Source organism: Bradyrhizobium sp. WSM2793 (assembly GCF_000379585.1).
Taxonomy (GTDB): Bacteria; Pseudomonadota; Alphaproteobacteria; order Rhizobiales; family Xanthobacteraceae; genus Bradyrhizobium.
Genome location: NZ_KB902773.1, coordinates 156,013 through 173,572, shown reverse-complemented (window position 1 = coordinate 173,572; position 17,560 = coordinate 156,013). Strand labels below are relative to the sequence as shown.

Sequence of the window (17,560 nt, the reverse complement as noted above, 5' to 3'; positions counted from 1 at the left end):
TGACAGCGATTTATCTTTGCGCCACCTTCCGTGCAGGTTGATACGACCTGCCGGTTGCACCCTCTGTGGAATGGTGAACGTATCGAGCCTTCATCGGCCTCCCCCTTTGCCCGAGCGTCCGGGTCAGCAACGCAACCGCCTGATACATCTGGATCGCTCATGCAAAGGACGAACCGATGCGCGATTTTCGCGATGCCAAGGCTATGGCGCAGACCCTGCGCGAATCCCTGACCACGAAGGCTGTCCCCCTCAGTCACAGCGAAAGCCTCGAACTAGTGTCGAGAATGCTGGGCGTTGCCGACTGGAACACATTGTCGGCAATGCTCCAGGCCGGGCGCCGCGACGCGGCCGCGCCGATCGTCAAGCTCAAGAGTTCGACCGCGATCTATCCGGCGGTCCCGTTGCGCGATTTCGTGCCGTTTCCAAACGCAACCTTTCCGCTGTTCGTCGGGCGCGAGAACACGGCGCTCGCCCTCAACCATGCGTTCGAGAGCGCTCGCGAGATTGTCTGTGCGATCCAGCGCGACGCGACCGTCGATGAGCCGCGTTTTGCCGACGTCTACGAGGTCGGTTTGCTCGCTCAATTGGTCGAGCTCGAACGGCTCTCTGACGGCTCGATCAGGGTGCTTGACGCGTGGAATTCGTCGCGTCGGGCTTCGCAGCTTCGCGGCGACGAACAACGGTTATCGGTCCGAGGCTTCCGAATTGCCCGAGAGCCAGGCTGCGGACGCGCCTGACCTGGTCCGCCGAACCGCTCAACGCTTCGAGGATTACGCCGCAGCCCACGGCCTGCTCATGCCGGATGTCTGGTCGTTCTTCGATCAGACGCGCGACATCGGGCATATCGCGGACACAATGGCGACGCGGATGAAGCTGTCGGTCAAGGACAAGTACGAGCTGCTGGCGATCCTCGATCCCGTGAAGCGGCTGGAAACGATCGGCGCACGGCTGGATGCGTCGTCTCGTCCGCTCACACCGGCCTATGTCGCCACGCGCCGGCGGGCGCTTGAACTTGCCGACCGACGCCGCCATCAGTTTGCAACGCTGGAACACCTTCTGCTGGCGTTGACCGAAGACGGCGATGCCGTGCTCGTCCTGCAGGCCTGCAACGCCGATCTTGGCGTGCTCAGGCAGAGCCTGACCGATTATCTCGACAGGGAGCTCGCCCACCTTGTGATCGAGACCGGCACCGCCGCGCCGACCGCTGCATTTCAGCGCGTCGACCGCCGGGCTGCGCTGCACGCCCAGGAGGTCGGCAATCCCGCCGTGACCGGCGCCAATGCACTCGCTGCTCTCTTTCCGGAAACGCGAAGCCCGGCGGTGCGCTTGCTCGCCGAGCAAGACGTATCGCGCTGGCGCGTGGACAAGGCCATCGCGCAAGCGAGTGCCAAGGACAAGGGCTAGAGCAAGAAGCGGCGGCGGCTCACGCCTTGGTCACATGCACCTTCGCGGTGTTGCCGCCGTTCCACTTGCCGTCGAGCGCGCGCTCGATCTGGGCGGCGAGTTGCAGCAGCAGGCCGTCATTGGCCTGCTTGGCGATGGCCTGGATGCCCAGCGGCAGGCCGTGGTCTTGCGTCGCCATCGGCATCGAGATCGCCGGCATGCCGCAGAGATTGGCCAGCGGCGTGAAGGCGAAGAAGCGCCAGAGATTGTCGAACCAGTCGCGCACATCAGGATTGTCGGAAATGGTGAGATATTCCCTGGTGCCGACCTTCGGCGTCGGCAGCGCGGTGATCGGCGTCAGGATCACGTCCCATTGCTCGAAGAAGGCGCCGAAGCCGCGCGATGTGGTGTTGAATACGCCCTGCATCTTGGCACGCTCGGCGAAACTGGTGTGCCGGCCGGCTTCCCAGATCCGGATGTTCATCGGCTCGATCAGATCTTCCGGCGGCTTTTCCAGCCCGCGGGCGGCGAGCATGTTGGAGATCACCACGGCGAAATTCGAAATGTAGCAGGTGGTCTGCGCCTCGAATGCAGCGGGAAGGTCGATCTCCGGCAGCGCATAGTCGACGTGATGGCCGAGGCCTTCGAGGAAGCGTCCGGCCTTCTCCAACTCGGCTGCGATCTCGGGCGTCGCGGTGTAGTTGCCCCATGTATGGGACAATGCGATGCGCAGCTTCGAGGGATCGCGCTTGATCATCTCGGAATAAGGCTGCGCCGTGGTCCAGAACGGCATGAACTCGCCGGGCGCGGGCCCCCGCGCATGATCGACGAAGGCGGCGGTGTCGCGCACGCTGCGCGACTGGCAGCCCTGGATCGAGACGAGGCCGGTGAGGTCGGACATGTGCGGGGCCAGCGAGAACACGCCGCGCGAGACCTTCAGCCCGATATTGCCGTTGACGCCGGCGGGAATGCGGATCGAGCCGCCGCCGTCGGTCGCATGCGCGATCGGCACCACGCCGGCCGCGACCATCGCGGCGCTGCCCGCCGAGGAGCCGCAGGTGGTGTAGTCGGTATTCCAGGGATTGCGGGTGACATAGACGGCGGGATTGTCGGCCGAAGAGCACACGCCGAATTCCGGCGTCGTGGTGCGTCCGATCAAATTGAGGCCGGCTTGGCGGAATTTGCCGGTGAGGAACGTATCGGCCGCGGCGCGATTGCCGCTCATCAACAGCGAGCCCATTTCCTGCAGCCGGCCCTTCATGGTCGGCCCGAGGTCCTTCATCAGGAAGGGCAGGCCAGCGAACGGACCTGCGAGATTGGCGCCGTCCTTGGCGGGATCGGCGATCACGTCCTCGAACAGCTCGACCACGCCCGACAGCGCCGGATTGACCTTGGCGACACCCGCGGCAGCCTGGCGCGCCAGCTCCTTCGCCGTCAGCTCGCCCTTGCGGACACGCCCCGCCAGCGCGACGCCATCGTGCTGCGCCCATTCCGTCCAGCTCATCGGCAACGTCATGAAGTCCTGATCTCCTTAAGATGCGGCGCCACCTTTTTCGCAAGGGACCGCTTGAATCAACTGAGCCGGCACGAGGGGCAGGGTTGCACGGGGCGGAGAGGTCGCAAGGCGGCGTCATCCCAATCCGGCAGTTGTCCGATCGTTGCAACCCGGAGGAGCCTGTAGCCCGGATGGAGCGCAGCGTAATCCGGGGGCGCTCGCCCGGCATCTGGCACCGTCCCGGATTACGCTGGCGCTCCATCCCGGCTACGCGCCATCGTCCTGTGTCGCCCGCTGTCAATTGCCGCGCACAAAAATATTCCACTTTACCGAAATTCGGTTTCGGCGTATGTGTCGCCCATCCTGATCCGGCGAAAGGGGCGGTCGTACGTCGTCACGAGCCGCGGATCGGGGAGCGGTGGACGCGCAGCGTCGTGCACGAGAGGCGGGAGCAGGGCGGGATGACCCCCGTGAGGTCCAGGCTTCGTGCGGACGAACGGCGCTGATGCGTACGGCCAAATCGCGTGGTCCTGGTTGTCGTTGCTACAGCCAAGCCTTGCGGAGGTGCGCCGAGCCCGACCGGGCGAAGCGCGCCGCCATCCGTGAGGTGACGGAGGCAAGCAGGAACTCGTCTCCGGGGAGAGCGCGCCATAGGCCGTCAAACATCGCGCAGGGAAGGCCGGACGTTTCGGCTTCACCTGTTGATCCGTTGTGCATTGCGTGTGCATCTCATCGCACGACGGACCCGCGGGTGCCAGCCGGCGCCCGGCCTTCCCTGCGCCCTTTCGTTGAGGGCGCGATGCGGAGCGCAAAGCTCGGGCGGAAGCGCCGCGAGGAGGTGAAGGCATGTCTGCAACATACAACCGGCGTCGTGGGTGGGCAAAGCGACTTGTCCGCCATAGCTCGAAGAGCGACGGCGGAAGCTACCCACGCATCTCGTGCCGCGTTTGAATTTGGTGGGCACGGCGCGGTGCGCCTTTGCCTACCCTACGGCACCGTGTCTGCCGCATACACTCGGTGTCATCGCCCGCGCAGGCGCATCCGGGATCCGCGAGGGTGTTCGCGCGCCGTCCCCACGAATGTGGCGAGATCGCATCGGTTCGACAAAAAATCCCCTGTCGACGGTCCGCCGCAGTACCTTGATGAATCAACCCCGGTTGGTCCATAAGCGGCGTCCCGTGGCCGGTGGTTCGCCCCCGCGTTGCGTGCTTGGATAGAGGAATTCTCGCGTGGCAAATATCAACCAGAAAATTGCGCAGGAGCTTGGGGTTCGGGCGGAGCAGGTCGAGGCGACGGTGACGCTGCTCGATGGCGGCGCCACGGTTCCCTTCATCGCCCGCTACCGCAAGGAAGCGACCGGTGCGCTCGACGACGCGCAATTGCGCACCCTGGAGGAGCGCCTGGGTTACCTGCGCGAGCTCGAGGATCGCCGCAAGGCCATCCTCGAATCAGTCCGCGAGCAGGGCAAGCTCGATGCGGCGCTCGAGGCCTCCATTCTCGCCGCCGACAGCAAGGCCCGTCTCGAAGACATCTATCTGCCGTTCAAGCCGAAGCGCCGCACCAAGGCGGAGATCGCCAAGGAGGCCGGCCTCGAGCCGCTCGCCAACCAGCTGGTGGCGGAGCCCACCAACGATCCGAAGGTGGTGGCCGAAGGCTTCATCAACGCCGAGAAGGGCGTTGCGGATGCCGCCGCCGCGCTCGACGGCGCCCGCGCCATCCTGGTCGAACGCTTCGACGAGGACGCCGACCTGATCGGCGCGCTTCGCGAGGAGATGTGGACCAATGCGCGCATGGCCTCCAAGGTGCGCGACGGCAAGAAGACCGAGGGCGAGAAGTTCGCCGACTATTTCGAGTTCTCCGAGCCGCTGACCAAGCTGCCCTCGCACCGCATCCTCGCGATGTTCCGCGGCGAGAAGGAGGAGATTCTCGACCTGCAGATCCAGGCCGAGGCCGAGGCGCCGCCGCCGGGCGTGCCCAGCGCCTATGAACTGAAGATCATGAAGCGGTTCGGCATCGCCGACCTCAAGCGCGCCGGCGACCGCTGGCTGATCGACACGGTGCGGTGGGCCTGGCGCACCAAGATCCAGGTGCATCTCAATATCGACCTGCGCATGCGGCTGTGGAACGCCGCCGAGACCGAGGCCGTGCGCGTGTTCGCCTCCAATTTGCGCGATCTCCTGCTGGCCGCGCCGGCCGGCACCCGCGTCACCATGGGGCTCGACCCCGGCTATCGCACCGGCGTCAAGGTTGCCGTCACCGATGCGACCGGCAAGGTCGTCGATACCGCCGTGATCTATCCGCACGAGCCGCAGCGGCAGTGGAACGAGTCGCTTGCGATCCTCGGCAAGCTTGCATTGAAGCATCGCGTCGAACTGATCGCGATCGGCAACGGCACCGCCTCGCGCGAGACCGACAAGCTCGCAGGCGATCTCGTCAAGGGGCTGGCCGAGCTGAAGATGACCAAGATCGTGGTGTCGGAAGCCGGCGCGTCGGTCTATTCGGCCTCGGCTTTCGCCTCGGAGGAATTGCCCGGTCTTGACGTCACCCTGCGCGGCGCGGTCTCGATCGCGCGGCGCCTGCAGGATCCGCTCGCCGAGCTCGTCAAGATCGAGCCCAAGGCGATCGGCGTCGGCCAGTATCAGCACGATCTCGGCCAGGCCAAGCTCGCAAAATCGCTCGATGCCGTGGTCGAGGACTGCGTGAACGCCGTCGGTGTCGACGTCAACACCGCGTCCGCACCGCTGCTTGCCCGCGTGTCGGGCGTCGGCTCAGGCCTGGCGCAGAGCATCGTGGCGCATCGTGACGCCAACGGCCCGTTCAAGTCGCGCAAGGCGCTCAAGGACGTGCCGCGGCTCGGGCCGAAGGCGTTCGAGCAGTGCGCCGGCTTCCTGCGCATTCTCGGCGGCGAGGACCCGCTCGACGCCTCCGGCGTGCATCCGGAAGCCTATCCGGTGGTGCGCCGGATCCTCAGCGCCACCAAGAGCGACATCAAGGCGCTGATCGGCAGCAGCGAGATCGTGCGCACCTTGAAGCCGAAGGATTTCGTCGACGAGACCTTTGGTCTGCCGACCGTCACCGACATCTTGAAGGAATTGGAGAAGCCCGGCCGCGATCCGCGTCCGGCGTTCAAGGCCGCCGTGTTCAAGGAGGGCGTCGAGGAGATCAAGCATCTCCAGAAGGGCATGATCCTCGAGGGCACCGTGACCAACGTCGCCGCCTTCGGCGCCTTCGTCGATATCGGCGTGCACCAGGACGGCCTCGTGCACATCTCCGCGATGTCCAAGACCTACATCAAGGACCCGCGCGAGGTGGTGAAGCCCGGCGACATCGTCAAGGTCAAGGTGCTGGACTTCGAGGTCGCGCGCAAGCGCATCTCGCTGACCTTGCGTCTCGACGACGAGGTCGGTGCCAAGAAGGACGCCCCCGGCATGCAGCGCGACAACAGCGCGCGCAACCCTTCCCGCATGACGTCGTCCGCCCCGCGAAAACAGGAATCCTCCGGCGGCGGCGCCCTCGCAGAAGCGCTGCGCCGCGCGGCGGAGAAGAACAACGGCAAGCGGGCGTGACATCTTGACCTCTCCCCGCCCTTTGCGGGGAGAGGTCGGAATTCGCGCGTAGCGCGGATTTCGGGTGAGGGGCGTGGCAACCTGCGCGCCGAATCGATGGTCCCCCCGGCTCCCACACACGCCCTCAATTCAAATCACATTCGCGGAAGCAGCCCCTCACCCCACCCTCTCCCCGTAAGAACGGGGAGAGGGAGTGATAGAGCGTCGCCTCCCTAACACTCGCGTCAGAATCTGGCGCGTTTGTAAGTTGAAGGCGCCGATCTCTTGCTCTCATCTGATCATCCTCGTGCGACGCGCTAACCGCCGCACTGCAAGGAGGATGCTTCGATGAACAACAGGCTTCTCAAAGGCCTCACCGCGGTGACGATCGCCGCGGCGATGGCGCTCGCTTCACCGGTGCTCGCCCGTGGCGGCGGCGGACATGGCGGCTTCGGCGGCGGCGGTCATTTCGGCGGCGGTGGACATTTCGGTGGCGGCATGCACGCAGGCGGCTTCGGCGGCATGCGCGCCGGCGGGATGGGCGGTGCGCGCTTCGCCCATGTCGGCGGTCCTGCCTTTGGCGGTGCACGCTTCGCCCATGCCGGCGGTCCCGCTTTTGGCGGCGCACGCTTCGCCCATGCGGCGATCGGGCCGCGTTTCGCCGGGGCCGGCTGGCACGGCCATCGCGGCTTCCACCATCATCACCATTTCCGTCGTTTCGCCGTCTTCGGCGCGCCCTTCATTTACGCCGGCTACAACGATGGCTGCTGGCGCAGGAGCTGGACGCCCTATGGATGGCAATGGGTCAATGTGTGCGGAGACTATTGGTAGTCGCATCGCCGTACCGCACCATTGTCGCGATCGCCACCGGGCGGTTCCGTCCAGCCCCGGAACGGGATAGTCTGGTGGCGATTGTCGCGCGGAGTTTTGCATGACCGGAGGTCACCGTCGCATCCTGGTCGTCGAGGACGATCCGGAAACAGCAGGCCAGCTCGTCGAGGAATTGACGACCTCCGGCTACGACGTCGATCTCGCAGCCAGCGGCCGTGAAGCTCTCAGCCACGGCGCCGCGCGCGACTATGCCGTGATCACGATCGACCGGATGCTGCCCGATATCGACGGCATCAGCGTGATGCGGCAATTGCGCGACGACGGCGTTGCCGCGCCGTTCCTGATCATCTCCGCGCTCGGCGAGGTCGATGATCGCGTGCGCGGCCTGCGCGCCGGCGGCGACGACTATCTCGTCAAGCCGTTCTCCTTCACCGAATTGCTGGCGCGGCTCGAGGCGCTGGGCCGCCGCAGCGAGACCATCGCCAAGGAGACGCTGCTGCGGGTCGGCGATCTCGCCATCGACCTGATCGCGCGCAACGCCAGCCGCCGCGGCCGCAAGATCCCGCTGCTGCCGCGCGAGTTCCAGCTGCTCGAATATCTCGTCCGCAACGAGGGGCGCGTCGTCTCCCGCGCGATGCTGCTCCAGCACGTCTGGGACCTGCATTTCGACCCCTCCACCAACATCATCGACGTCTATGTCGGGCGCGTCCGCCGCAAGGTCGACGATGCCCAGGCCTATCCGCTGATCCACACCATCCGCGGCATCGGATATTGCCTCCGTGCTCCTGGTTAAGACGCTCCGCTCCTCCACCTTCCGCCTGGCGCTGATCGCGATCGCGGCGTTCGGGCTGATCGTCGCGGCGATCATGGCCTATGTCTATTTCGGCACGCTGGCCTATGTGGAGAGCCGGGTCGGCGACGCCGGCGATCACCGCGGTTTCACCGCGATGATCGAGCTTGCAATGGCGGCGGTTGCCGTGCTGCTGCTGGTGCTCGCCGGGCTTGCCGCCGTGCTGGTGACGCGGCGCACGGTCGGGCGGATCGAGGAGATCAACGCCACCAGCCGCGCCATCATGCTCTCAGGCCTCGACCAGCGCATCCCCTTGCGCGGCAGTCATGACGAATGGGACCGCGTCGCCGAAAACCTCAACCAGATGCTCGACCGCATCGAGACGCTGATGGGTGAGGTCAAGCAGGTCAGCGACAACGTCGCCCATGATCTGCGCACGCCGCTGACGCGGATGCGCGGCCGGCTGGAGAAGGCCTATCACCACGAACGCAACAGCGAGGCGGATGCCGCGCTGATCGGCGACACCATCGCCGATCTCGACGCCGTGCTCGGCATGTTCGCCTCCATCACCCGGATCTCCGAGATCGAGACCCGCGCCCGCACCGGCGCCTTCCGCGCGCTCGACCTCGCCGAGATCGCCGGCGAGGTCGTCGAGCTCTACGACGCCGCCGCCGAGCAGGTCTCAACGCGCCTCAGCCTCGCCGGAGACCGCGAGGTGCCGATCACCGGCGATCGCGACCTGCTGTTCGATGCCATCGCCAATCTCGTCGACAATTCGATCAAGCACGGCTGCAAAGGCGGGCAGGTGACCGTGACGTGCCGCAGCGCCGATGGCGGTGCGGTGATCGCCATCGCCGACGATGGTCCGGGCATTCCCACTGAGGAGCGCGATCACGTCTTCAAGCGCTTCTACCGGCTCGAGCAGAGCCGCTACACGCCGGGCAACGGCCTTGGCCTCAGCCTCGTCGCCGCGGTCGCGCGCCTTCACGGCGCGGGCGTAGCGCTGCATGACAATGCGCCGGGCCTGACGGTCGAGCTCCGCTTCCCCGCGACATCATAGCTCAATCACGCCGCGGCGTGCCGCATGCGCCACCGCATCGGTGCGGCCGGTGGCGTCCAGCTTGTCGAGCAGCGAGCCGACATGGAATTTGACGGTGTGCACGGAGATGCCGAGCCGGCGGGCTATCATCTTGTTGGAGGCACCCTCGGCCATCAGCGCCAGCACGTCGAGCTCGCGCTGCGTCAGCGCGATGTCGGCGGGCATCACGCGCGGATCACGGGCGACAACGGTCGCCGTGGCAGCCTCGCCGGGCGCGGCAAGGCGAAGCCCGGCGACACTGCCGAGCAAGGCCGCCAGGCGATCGGCGAGGGCGGGATCGTCAATCTCCAGGGCAAGCACGATCTCCGGCGTCCGGTCCTCGCTCACGCCTCCGGCCTCTCGCCGACCGTGACCTTGAAGCTGATCGGCTCGCCGCCGCGGCGCGCCGCGACGTCGACCACCGCGCCGACGCTCGAAGGACCCAGCGTTCGCGACAGCGCGCGCACGCCTGACAGCTTCTGGTTGTTAACTGCCACAATGACGTCGCCCTGGCGGATGCCGGCCGCGGCCGAAGGGCCGGCCTTGTCGACATTCATCACCATGGCGCCGATGCCTTCGTCGAGCCGGACCGGCTGGAGCCCGAGGCCGAGATATCCGCGCGCGATGCGACCGCGCGTTTCAAGCTGGGCGGCGACGCGCTCGATCGTCGCCGTCGGGATCACCAGCACGCGCCGCGGCCCGAGCACGGCCATGCCAAAGGCTTCGCCCGATGCATCGAGCGCAAGGCCGCCCTGCTGGCTGCCGCGCAGGCGGACATCGAGCTCGATCCGCGCATCGATCTCGCCGCCGCGCAGAGAGCGCCAGCCACTGCCGGACGCCGATACCATCCCCAGCGCGGCACTCGGCGTCTCGCGGTTGGTGGCCACAACGATCGACAACGCGCCGAGGGGCGGGACCGTTGCTGCGAGCTTGACCGGCGTAGCAGCGGCCTCAGTGCGCAGCAGCGCGATGTCGGTGGTGTGGTCGCGGCCGGCGATCGTGGCAGCCACGCGGCTGCCGTCGGCAAGGCCGATCTCGACCTCGCCCTCGTCGGCCAGCGCCTCGTCGGCGGTGACGATCAGCCCCCCTTTCCAGACGAAGCCGGTCGCACGGGAGCGATGCGAGTGCACAGAGACGATTGCGGGCGCGGTGCGCGCCACCACATCCGCGAGGGCGGACGATAGTGAGGACAGGGGAGTTGGGTCAGTCATAGGCGGCTCCTATAAGCTGCCCTCAATCTGGGATGTCGCGGGGAATCGCGAAACTGGCCGGGTGGTCAGGACACCGCCTGTTACGGCCGACGAACATGTGATTGGGAGCCGCTCACGGGAACGTGTAGCAATCGGCCCGACATTGCGCCGCACGGCCTCAACCAGTTTCAGCGAGCCCTGACCGATGACCATCGACCTCACCCGCCGCACCCTGCTGCAACTCGCCGGCGCGACCTCGCTTGCCATGGCCGCCGCAGCTGCCGCACGGGCCGAGGGCACCCCGCAGGGCGGCGGGCCGACCTATGCCAGCCGAACGCCGATGCGGGTCGGCATGGTGACGCTGCGGGTGAAGAATCTCGACAAGGTCGCGGACTACTATCACGACGTGATCGGCCTCACGGTGATGGAGCGCTCGGCGACTGCGGCGAAGCTCGGTACGGCCGGCGTCACGCTGCTGGTGCTGGAGGCCCGCCCCAATGCGGAAATCGAGCCGCGCAATGCCGCCGGCCTTTACCACACCGCCTTCCTGATGCCGACCCGCAAGGACCTGGCGCGCTGGCTGGTGCACGCGGCCTCGCACCGCGTGAAGCTGTCGGGCTTTGCCGATCACCTCGTCAGCGAATCCGTCTATCTCGACGATCCCGAAGGCAACGGCATCGAGGTCTATGCCGACCGCGATCCCTCGCAATGGCAATGGAGCGAGGGCAGCGTGAAGATGGCGTCCGACGAACTCAACATCCCCGACCTGTTGTCGCTGACCAATACGCGCGTGCCTGATTACGCCAGGGCGCCGGACGGAATGCGCATCGGCCACATGCATCTGCGGGTCGGCGATCTCGCGCAGGCCGGAGGCTTCTATCATGGCGCGATTGGCCTCGATCCGACCCGCAGCCGCAGCGGCGCCGCGTTCCTGTCGTCGGGCCGCTATCATCATCACCTCGGCATCAACGTCTGGCAAAGCCAGGGCGCCGGCCAGCGCGACGACCAGATGACGGGTCTCGCCTGGTTCTCGCTGGTCATGGCCAAGCCGGAGCTGCTCGCCGCGCAGGAAGAGCGCCTGCGCAAAGGCGGTGCGAAGGTCACGGCGCTTGCCGACGGCGTGGAGGCGATTGATCCCTGGGGCACGCGGGTACGCTTGCTCAAGGTTTGATCGCGGGGGCGGGCATTGCTAAGACCCGTCGGGTGCCAGCTTCCGGAGCCCCCGACATGTCCGAATTCCACGGCGTCTTCCCCTATCTCGTCTCGCCCGTCGATGCCGACGGCACAGTGCGGACGAACGTGCTCGCAAAGCTCTGTGATGATCTGATCGGCGCCGGCGTGCACGGGCTGACGCCGCTGGGCTCGACCGGCGAGTTCGCCTATCTCAATGCCGCGCAGCGCACCGCGGTCGTGCAGACCACGATCGAAGCCGCGCAGGGCCGCGTGCCTGTTGTTGCGGGCGTCGCCTCGACCTCGACCGCGGATGCGGTGGCGCAAGCGAAAGCCTACCAGAAGCGTGGGGCCGACGGCATCCTCGCGATCCTGGAAGCGTATTTTCCGCTCACTGACGGCCAAATCGAATCCTACTTCCGGGCCATCGCTGACGCCGTCGACATTCCCGTCGTCATCTACACCAACCCGCAATTCCAGCGCTCCGACCTCACCCTCGACACCATCGCGCGCCTCGCCGAGCACCCGCGCATCGGCTACATCAAGGACGCCTCGACCAACACCGGCCGGCTGCTCTCGATCATGAACCGCTGCGGCGATGCCTTGCGGGTGTTCTCGGCCTCCGCCCACATCCCGGCCGCGGTGATGCTGATCGGCGGGCTTGGCTGGATGGCGGGACCGGCCTGCATCATCCCGCGCCAGAGTGTCGCGCTCTACGACCTCTGCAAGGCCGGCCGCTGGGACGATGCCATGGCGCTGCAGCGCAGGCTGTGGCGCATCAACGAAGCCTTCGCCCGCTTCAACCTCGCAGCCTGCATCAAGGCGGGGCTTTCGATCCAGGGCTACGACGTCGGCGACCCCGTCCCGCCGCAGGCGGCGCTGACGGCCGATGCGCGCAAGGTGGTGGAGGCGGCGCTGCGCGAGCTGACATAGCTCGTTGTCACGCGGCAATATGCCCCGGCGCTCGTGCGGGAGCCCCAAAAGTCCCAACCTGCGCAATCGAGAAACTTCCGAGCGTTTGCGACGTTGCCGCGTGAGCGATTTCTGTCCATGCAATGTGCATCTCAGAGCCCGCATTCAGCACAAGACACGGTGATCACCCATGAATCGTCGCTACGCGATTGCCGCGGCAGCCTTCGCCGCCCTGCTGCTCGCCGTCACGGCCGCGAAAATCCTGCATGTCCCGGTCTCCTATGCCCCATGGGCGGCGCCCTCCGCACGCGCCGTCGAGCAGCGCGGCCCGCTGTCCGATGGCGAAAAGGCGACCATCGACATCTTTGAACGCGTGTCGCCCTCGGTCGTTCAGGTGGCGGTGAAATCGGCGGCGAGTCCGCTCATGGGCGAGGAAGGCCAGGGCGGCGGCGCGTCCGGCACGGGATTCGTCTGGGACCGCGAGGGCCATCTCGTGACGAACAATCACGTCGTGGCCAATGGTGGCGAGATCGCGGTGCGCTTCGCCTCAGGTGAAGTCGCGCAGGTCGACCTCGTCGGCACGGCGCCCAATTACGACCTCGCGGTGCTGAGGATCCGCAGCGTGCGCGAGCTCCCGCAGCCGGTGGCGCTCGGCAGTTCGAACGACCTGAAGGTCGGCCAATCCGCCTTTGCGATCGGCAACCCCTTCGGGCTCGATCAATCGATGACCTCTGGCATCATCAGCGCGCTCAAGCGCCGGCTTCCAACCCATGGCGGCCGGGAGATCGCCAACGTCATCCAGACCGATGCTGCGATCAATCCGGGCAATTCAGGCGGGCCGCTGCTGGACTCCGCCGGCCGGCTGATCGGCGTGACTACGGCGATCATATCGCCGTCCGGGTCGAATGCCGGCATCGGCTTCGCCGTGCCGGTCGATGTCGTGAACCGGATTGTCCCCGAGCTCATCCGCAACGGCCGCGTGCCGACGCCCGGCATCGGCATCGTCGCCGCCGGCGAGGATGTGTCGACGCGGCTTGGCGTCGAAGGCGTCATCGTGGTGCGGACGGCCCCCGGCAGCCCCGCCGAGCGGGCGGGGATTCGCGGCGTCAACTTTTCGACGGGAGCGGTCGGAGACATCATCACCGCGGTGGAAGGGAAGCCGGTGCGGCGCCTCTCCGATTTGACCGATGCGCTCGAGCAGGCCGGAGCGGGCAAGACCGTTCGCCTCACGGTCAAACGCGGCTCGGACAGCCGCGACGTCAATGTAGGCATCATCGATATCGAGCGTTCCTGACGGCGAATTCCGCGCCCGCAAGGGGGGCAGACGCGCATTGCAGATGTGTCGCGGCTCGGTTGTCTGGCGCGCAAAATCGGTTAAAACCGCCGCGGTCGTTTTTGCGGATTTCGAGGACCCCACGGAATGAACATTCTTCCCGGCAATTTGCGTTTCGGAGCGGGGCAGCCCGTCAAGCGTTTGGAAGACCAGCGGCTGCTGACCGGGAAGGGGCAATTCATCGACGACAAGCCAGGCGACGGCGCCCTGTGGTTGTACGTGCTGCGCTCGCCGCATGCCCATGCGACGATCGTCTCGATCGACACCAGCGCGGCTGCCGCGATGCCGGGCGTTGCCGCGATCTACACCGGCGCCGACCTCGTCAAGGACGATGTCGGCAGCATCCCGACGCTGAGCATCTTCAAGCGCCCCGACGGCAAGCCGATGACGGTGCCGCCGCGCCGGCTGCTCGCCCATGAGGTCGTCCGCTACGCCGGCGAGGCCGTGGCTGCCGTTGTGGCGTCGTCCCGCGTCGAGGCGCAGAGCGCAGCCGAGGCGATCGTGGTCGAGTATGACGTGCAGCCTGCGGTGGTCGACCCTGTCGAGGCCGTCAAGCCCGGCGCGCCCGTGGTGTGGCCGGAGGCGCCGGACAACATCGTCGGCGCGATGGCTTACGGCGATGCCGCCAAGGTGGACGAAGCCTTCGCCAAGGCCGCGCACACCGTCGAGCTCGATCTCGTCAGCCAGCGCCTCGTGCCGTCGGCGATGGAGCCGCGCTCGACCATTGCCGAGATCGACAAGAAGACCGGCCGTCTGCTGCTGCATGTGCAGTCGCAGACCCCGGCCTCGACCCGCGACGTGCTCGCCGAGGCCGTGCTGAAGCGTCCCAAGGACAGTGTGCGTGTGCTGGTCGGCGATATCGGCGGCGGCTTTGGCCAGAAGACCAACCTCTATCCAGAGGACGGCATCGTCGCTTATGCCGCGACCAAGCTGAGCAAGAAGATCCGCTGGCGCGGCGATCGCACCGACGAATTCGTCGGTGGCACCCACGGCCGCGATCTCACCTCGACTGCCTCCTTTGCGCTGGACGAGAAGGGCAAGGTGCTGGCCTATCGCGTCAAGTCGATCGGCTGCACCGGCGCTTACTCCTCGGGTGCGGCGAACATCATTCCGCTGGTGCTCGGGCCGTTCGTGCAGACCGGCGTCTACGACCTGCCGCTGGTGCATTTCGAGGTGAAGTCAGTGATGACCCACACCGCGCCCGTCGGTGCCTATCGCGGCGCCGGCCGGCCCGAAGCGGTTTTCATCGTCGAGCGCCTGTTCGACGCCGCCGCGCGAAAGATCGGCATCGATCCGCGCGCGATCCGCAAAGCCAACTACATCAAGCCGGCGCAGCTGCCTTATACCAATGCGGCGGGCCAGGTTTACGATTCCGGCGCCTTCGCGCACATGCTCGACCGCGCCGTGAAGCTGGCCGATTGGGACGGCTTTGCCGCGCGCAAGAAGGCGGCGAAGAAGAAGGGCCTGCTCTACGGCCGCGGGCTCACCTCCTACATCGAATGGACCGGCGGCCGCGCTCATACCGAGAAGGTCAGCCTGCACGCGACCTCTCAAGGGCGCGTCGTGCTGCATTCCGGCACCATGGCGATGGGGCAGGGGCTGCAGACCACCTACACCCAGATGATCTCCGACACGCTCGGCATTGCCATGGACAAGATCGATGTCGTGCAAGGCGACACCGATCTCGCGATGGGCTTTGGCAGCGTCGGCTCGCGCTCGCTGTTCGTCGGCGGCACGGCGGTCGCGGTCTCCTCCAACGATCTGATCCAGAAGGCGCGCGAGAAGGCGGCGAACGTGCTGGAGACCTCGGTCGGGGACATCGAATATCAGGGCGGCATGCTGACCGTGGTCGGCACCGACCGCCGTATCAGCCTGTTCGACATCGCCGAAAAGGAGAGCGGCGCCAAGCTCAGCGTCGATTCCGAGGGCGAGGTCGATGGTCCGAGCTGGCCGAACGGCACGCATATCTGCGAGGTCGAGATCGATCCCGAAACCGGCGTCTCCAAGGTCGTGCGCTACACCACGGTCGACGATGTCGGGGTCGCCGTGAACCCGATGCTGGTGACGGGGCAGATCCATGGCGGCGTCGCGCAGGGCATCGGTCAGGCGCTGTATGAAGGCGTCTCGTATGATGCGGACGGCCAGCTCCTCACCGCGAGCTACCAGGACTATTGCATCCCGCGCGCCGACGACGTGCCGCCGATCGTGGTGACGCTGGATGATTCCGCGCCCTGCCGCACCAATCCGCTCGGGGCCAAGGGCTGCGGCGAGTCCGGCGCCATCGGCGGCCCGCCCTGCGTCACCAACGGCGTGATGGACGCGCTCGCCGAGCTCGGCGTCACCCAGCTGAATACGCCGCTGACGCCGCAGAAGATCTGGCAGGCGATCCGGGAGGCGAAGGCGGCGGGTTAGCGTCGAGTTATTGCGCTAGCTGCTGCCACACACTCCACTGTCGTCCCGGACAAGCGCGCCCAAGCGCGCGCCGATCCGGGACCCATCACCACAGGGAGGAGTTTGGCGCAAAACTGGTAATTCCGAGTCCCCGCAACCACATCTCCCTGTGGTTATGGGTCCCCGCCTTCGCGGGGACGACAGCGGAGGATGCCGCGCCAACTCGAGCTGAGCCCTAGACCTCAAATCCCCAGCATCATCTTCGCAATAATGTCGCGCTGGATCTCCGAGGTGCCGCCGAAGATGGTGTAGGCGCGGCCGTTGAGATATTCCGGCACCATTGTCAGCATCTCCTCCGGCGTCGGCGGCTCGTGGTTGAGCTTGTAGAGCGGGCGCATCGGCTCGACGGCGAGGGCGTCGTGGCCGATGACGTCGACGCCGAGCCGCGTCACGGCCTGGCGGATTTCGCTGTTGCGCAGCTTCAGGATCGACGACACCGCGCCGGGGTTTTGTCCGGTCTGCAGCGCGGAGAGCACGCGCAGCTCGGTCATTTCAAGCGCGTCGATATCGACTTCCACCTCCGAGATGCGCGCGGCGATATCGGGACTGTCGATGGCGCGGCCGGTCAGGTCGGACTCGGCGAGGTCGGCGATCGCCTTCAAGCCCTCGCGCAGCTTGGCCGAGGCAATGCCCGAGCCGCGCTCGAACTCGAGCAGATATTTGCCGTAGGTCCAACCCTTGCCTTCCTCGCCGACCCGGTTGGCCACGGGCACGCGGACGTCGTCGAAGAACACCTGGTTGACCTCGTGGTCGCCGCCGATGGTGAGGATGGGACGCGTGGTGATGCCAGGCGTCTTCATGTCGATCAGGATGAAGCTGATGCCGTCCTGCTGCCGCGGCCCGTCGCTGGTGCGCACCAGCGCGAACATGCGATTGGCGTGATGCGCATGCGTGGTCCAGATTTTTGTGCCGTTGATGATGTAGTCGTCGCCGTCGCGCACCGCGCGCGTCTTCAGCGAAGAGAGGTCGGAGCCGGAGCCCGGCTCGGAATAGCCCTGGCACCAATAATCCTCCCCGGAGAGAATCCGCGGCAGGTAGAAGTTCTTCTGCTCGGGCGAGCCGAAGCCGATGATGACGGGGCCAACCATCTTCACGCCCATGACATTCACATTGGGCACGCCGGCCCGCGCGGACTCCGTCTCGAAGATCCAGCGCTGCGCCGGCGTCCAGGCCGGTCCGCCATGTTCGACCGGCCAGCCCGGCGCGCCCCAGCCCTGCCTGTGTAGCGCGCGCTGCCAGGCCATGCCGATATCAGGGTCGGAGAACACCGAGGGCGTCAGCGCGGTCGCGCGCTTCATCTCCTCGGTGAGATTCTTGGCAATGAAGCTGCGTACCTCGTCCTGGAAGGCGCGCTCTTCGGCATTGAACGACAGGTCCATGAG

14 protein-coding genes are annotated in these 17,560 nt (G+C 66.5%); 10 read left to right on the top strand and 4 right to left on the bottom strand.

Features of this window, described 5'->3' with window-relative positions; all coding sequences use genetic code 11:
- Nucleotides 1-176 precede the first annotated feature (176 nt).
- The gene (locus A3AS_RS48935) at nt 177-737 is read left to right on the top strand and encodes an LON peptidase substrate-binding domain-containing protein (RefSeq protein ID WP_245283172.1); all 561 of its coding nucleotides are present in this window, start codon (nt 177-179) and stop codon (nt 735-737) included.
- Nucleotides 628-1,404, top strand: a complete 777-nt coding sequence (locus tag A3AS_RS48930; protein WP_371260664.1) for a Clp protease N-terminal domain-containing protein — start codon at nt 628-630, stop codon at nt 1,402-1,404. The genes A3AS_RS48935 and A3AS_RS48930 overlap by 110 nt, the downstream gene beginning before the upstream one ends.
- A 19-nt stretch (nt 1,405-1,423) precedes the next feature.
- On the opposite strand, the gene A3AS_RS0108960 is transcribed toward A3AS_RS48930, so the two are convergent.
- The gene (locus tag A3AS_RS0108960) at nt 1,424-2,899 is read right to left on the bottom strand and encodes an amidase (protein WP_018317260.1); all 1,476 of its coding nucleotides are present in this window, start codon (nt 2,897-2,899) and stop codon (nt 1,424-1,426) included.
- Between the two features lie 1,208 nt (nt 2,900-4,107).
- Here A3AS_RS0108960 and A3AS_RS0108955 point away from each other — a divergent pair.
- From A3AS_RS0108955 to A3AS_RS0108940, 4 genes are all read left to right on the top strand, one after another.
- Nucleotides 4,108-6,444 (top strand): Tex family protein, encoded by a 2,337-nt coding sequence (locus A3AS_RS0108955; protein ID WP_026201817.1) that lies wholly within the window; start codon nt 4,108-4,110, stop codon nt 6,442-6,444.
- Between the two features lie 327 nt (nt 6,445-6,771).
- The gene (locus A3AS_RS0108950; protein ID WP_018317259.1) at nt 6,772-7,254 is read left to right on the top strand and encodes a hypothetical protein; all 483 of its coding nucleotides are present in this window, start codon (nt 6,772-6,774) and stop codon (nt 7,252-7,254) included.
- Between the two features lie 100 nt (nt 7,255-7,354).
- Nucleotides 7,355-8,047: a response regulator transcription factor gene (locus A3AS_RS0108945; RefSeq protein ID WP_018317258.1), complete on the top strand. Its 693-nt coding sequence runs from the start codon at nt 7,355-7,357 to the stop codon at nt 8,045-8,047.
- Entirely contained in the window at nt 8,034-9,104 is a 1,071-nt protein-coding gene (locus A3AS_RS0108940) for a HAMP domain-containing sensor histidine kinase (RefSeq protein ID WP_018317257.1), read from the top strand. The genes A3AS_RS0108945 and A3AS_RS0108940 overlap by 14 nt, the downstream gene beginning before the upstream one ends.
- Here the strand turns inward: A3AS_RS0108940 and A3AS_RS0108935 are convergent.
- Nucleotides 9,099-9,470, bottom strand: coding sequence for a response regulator transcription factor (locus tag A3AS_RS0108935; protein ID WP_018317256.1), 372 nt, complete (start codon nt 9,468-9,470; stop codon nt 9,099-9,101). The genes A3AS_RS0108940 and A3AS_RS0108935 overlap by 6 nt on opposite strands.
- Nucleotides 9,467-10,333, bottom strand: a complete 867-nt coding sequence (locus tag A3AS_RS0108930; RefSeq protein WP_018317255.1) for a S1C family serine protease — start codon at nt 10,331-10,333, stop codon at nt 9,467-9,469. The genes A3AS_RS0108935 and A3AS_RS0108930 overlap by 4 nt, the downstream gene beginning before the upstream one ends.
- A 184-nt stretch (nt 10,334-10,517) precedes the next feature.
- Here A3AS_RS0108930 and A3AS_RS0108925 point away from each other — a divergent pair, with 184 nt between their 5' ends.
- The 4 genes from A3AS_RS0108925 to A3AS_RS0108910 all read left to right on the top strand — a co-directional run bounded on the left by A3AS_RS0108925 (nt 10,518) and on the right by A3AS_RS0108910 (nt 16,139).
- On the top strand, nt 10,518-11,483 hold the full coding sequence (locus A3AS_RS0108925) for a VOC family protein (RefSeq protein ID WP_018317254.1): 966 nt from the start codon (nt 10,518-10,520) through the stop codon (nt 11,481-11,483).
- Nucleotides 11,484-11,539: 56 nt separating this feature from the next.
- The gene (locus A3AS_RS0108920; protein ID WP_018317253.1) at nt 11,540-12,415 is read left to right on the top strand and encodes a dihydrodipicolinate synthase family protein; all 876 of its coding nucleotides are present in this window, start codon (nt 11,540-11,542) and stop codon (nt 12,413-12,415) included.
- 169 nt (nt 12,416-12,584) lie between these two features.
- On the top strand, nt 12,585-13,688 hold the full coding sequence (locus A3AS_RS0108915; RefSeq protein ID WP_018317252.1) for a S1C family serine protease: 1,104 nt from the start codon (nt 12,585-12,587) through the stop codon (nt 13,686-13,688).
- 126 nt (nt 13,689-13,814) lie between these two features.
- Nucleotides 13,815-16,139, top strand: a complete 2,325-nt coding sequence (locus tag A3AS_RS0108910; RefSeq protein ID WP_018317251.1) for a xanthine dehydrogenase family protein molybdopterin-binding subunit — start codon at nt 13,815-13,817, stop codon at nt 16,137-16,139.
- Between the two features lie 221 nt (nt 16,140-16,360).
- Here the strand turns inward: A3AS_RS0108910 and A3AS_RS0108905 are convergent, their stop codons facing one another.
- A complete protein-coding gene (locus tag A3AS_RS0108905) occupies nt 16,361-17,557 on the bottom strand; it encodes an acyl-CoA dehydrogenase family protein (protein WP_018317250.1) in 1,197 nt (398 codons plus the stop codon).
- Nucleotides 17,558-17,560 lie beyond the last annotated feature (3 nt).

What these genes read in the sequence shown, in the direction of transcription:
- A3AS_RS0108960 (WP_018317260.1), bottom strand. Translation starts at nt 2,899, where the DNA reads ATGACGTTGCCGATGAGCTGGACGGAATGGGCGCAGCACGATGGCGTC.
- A3AS_RS0108925 (WP_018317254.1), top strand. Translation starts at nt 10,518, where the DNA reads ATGACCATCGACCTCACCCGCCGCACCCTGCTGCAACTCGCCGGCGCG.
- A3AS_RS0108910 (WP_018317251.1), top strand. Translation starts at nt 13,815, where the DNA reads ATGAACATTCTTCCCGGCAATTTGCGTTTCGGAGCGGGGCAGCCCGTC.
- A3AS_RS0108905 (WP_018317250.1), bottom strand. Translation starts at nt 17,557, where the DNA reads ATGGACCTGTCGTTCAATGCCGAAGAGCGCGCCTTCCAGGACGAGGTA.
- A3AS_RS0108950 (WP_018317259.1), top strand. Translation starts at nt 6,772, where the DNA reads ATGAACAACAGGCTTCTCAAAGGCCTCACCGCGGTGACGATCGCCGCG.
- A3AS_RS0108945 (WP_018317258.1), top strand. Translation starts at nt 7,355, where the DNA reads ATGACCGGAGGTCACCGTCGCATCCTGGTCGTCGAGGACGATCCGGAA.
- A3AS_RS0108920 (WP_018317253.1), top strand. Translation starts at nt 11,540, where the DNA reads ATGTCCGAATTCCACGGCGTCTTCCCCTATCTCGTCTCGCCCGTCGAT.
- A3AS_RS48935 (WP_245283172.1), top strand. Translation starts at nt 177, where the DNA reads ATGCGCGATTTTCGCGATGCCAAGGCTATGGCGCAGACCCTGCGCGAA.
- A3AS_RS0108915 (WP_018317252.1), top strand. Translation starts at nt 12,585, where the DNA reads ATGAATCGTCGCTACGCGATTGCCGCGGCAGCCTTCGCCGCCCTGCTG.
- A3AS_RS0108930 (WP_018317255.1), bottom strand. Translation starts at nt 10,333, where the DNA reads ATGACTGACCCAACTCCCCTGTCCTCACTATCGTCCGCCCTCGCGGAT.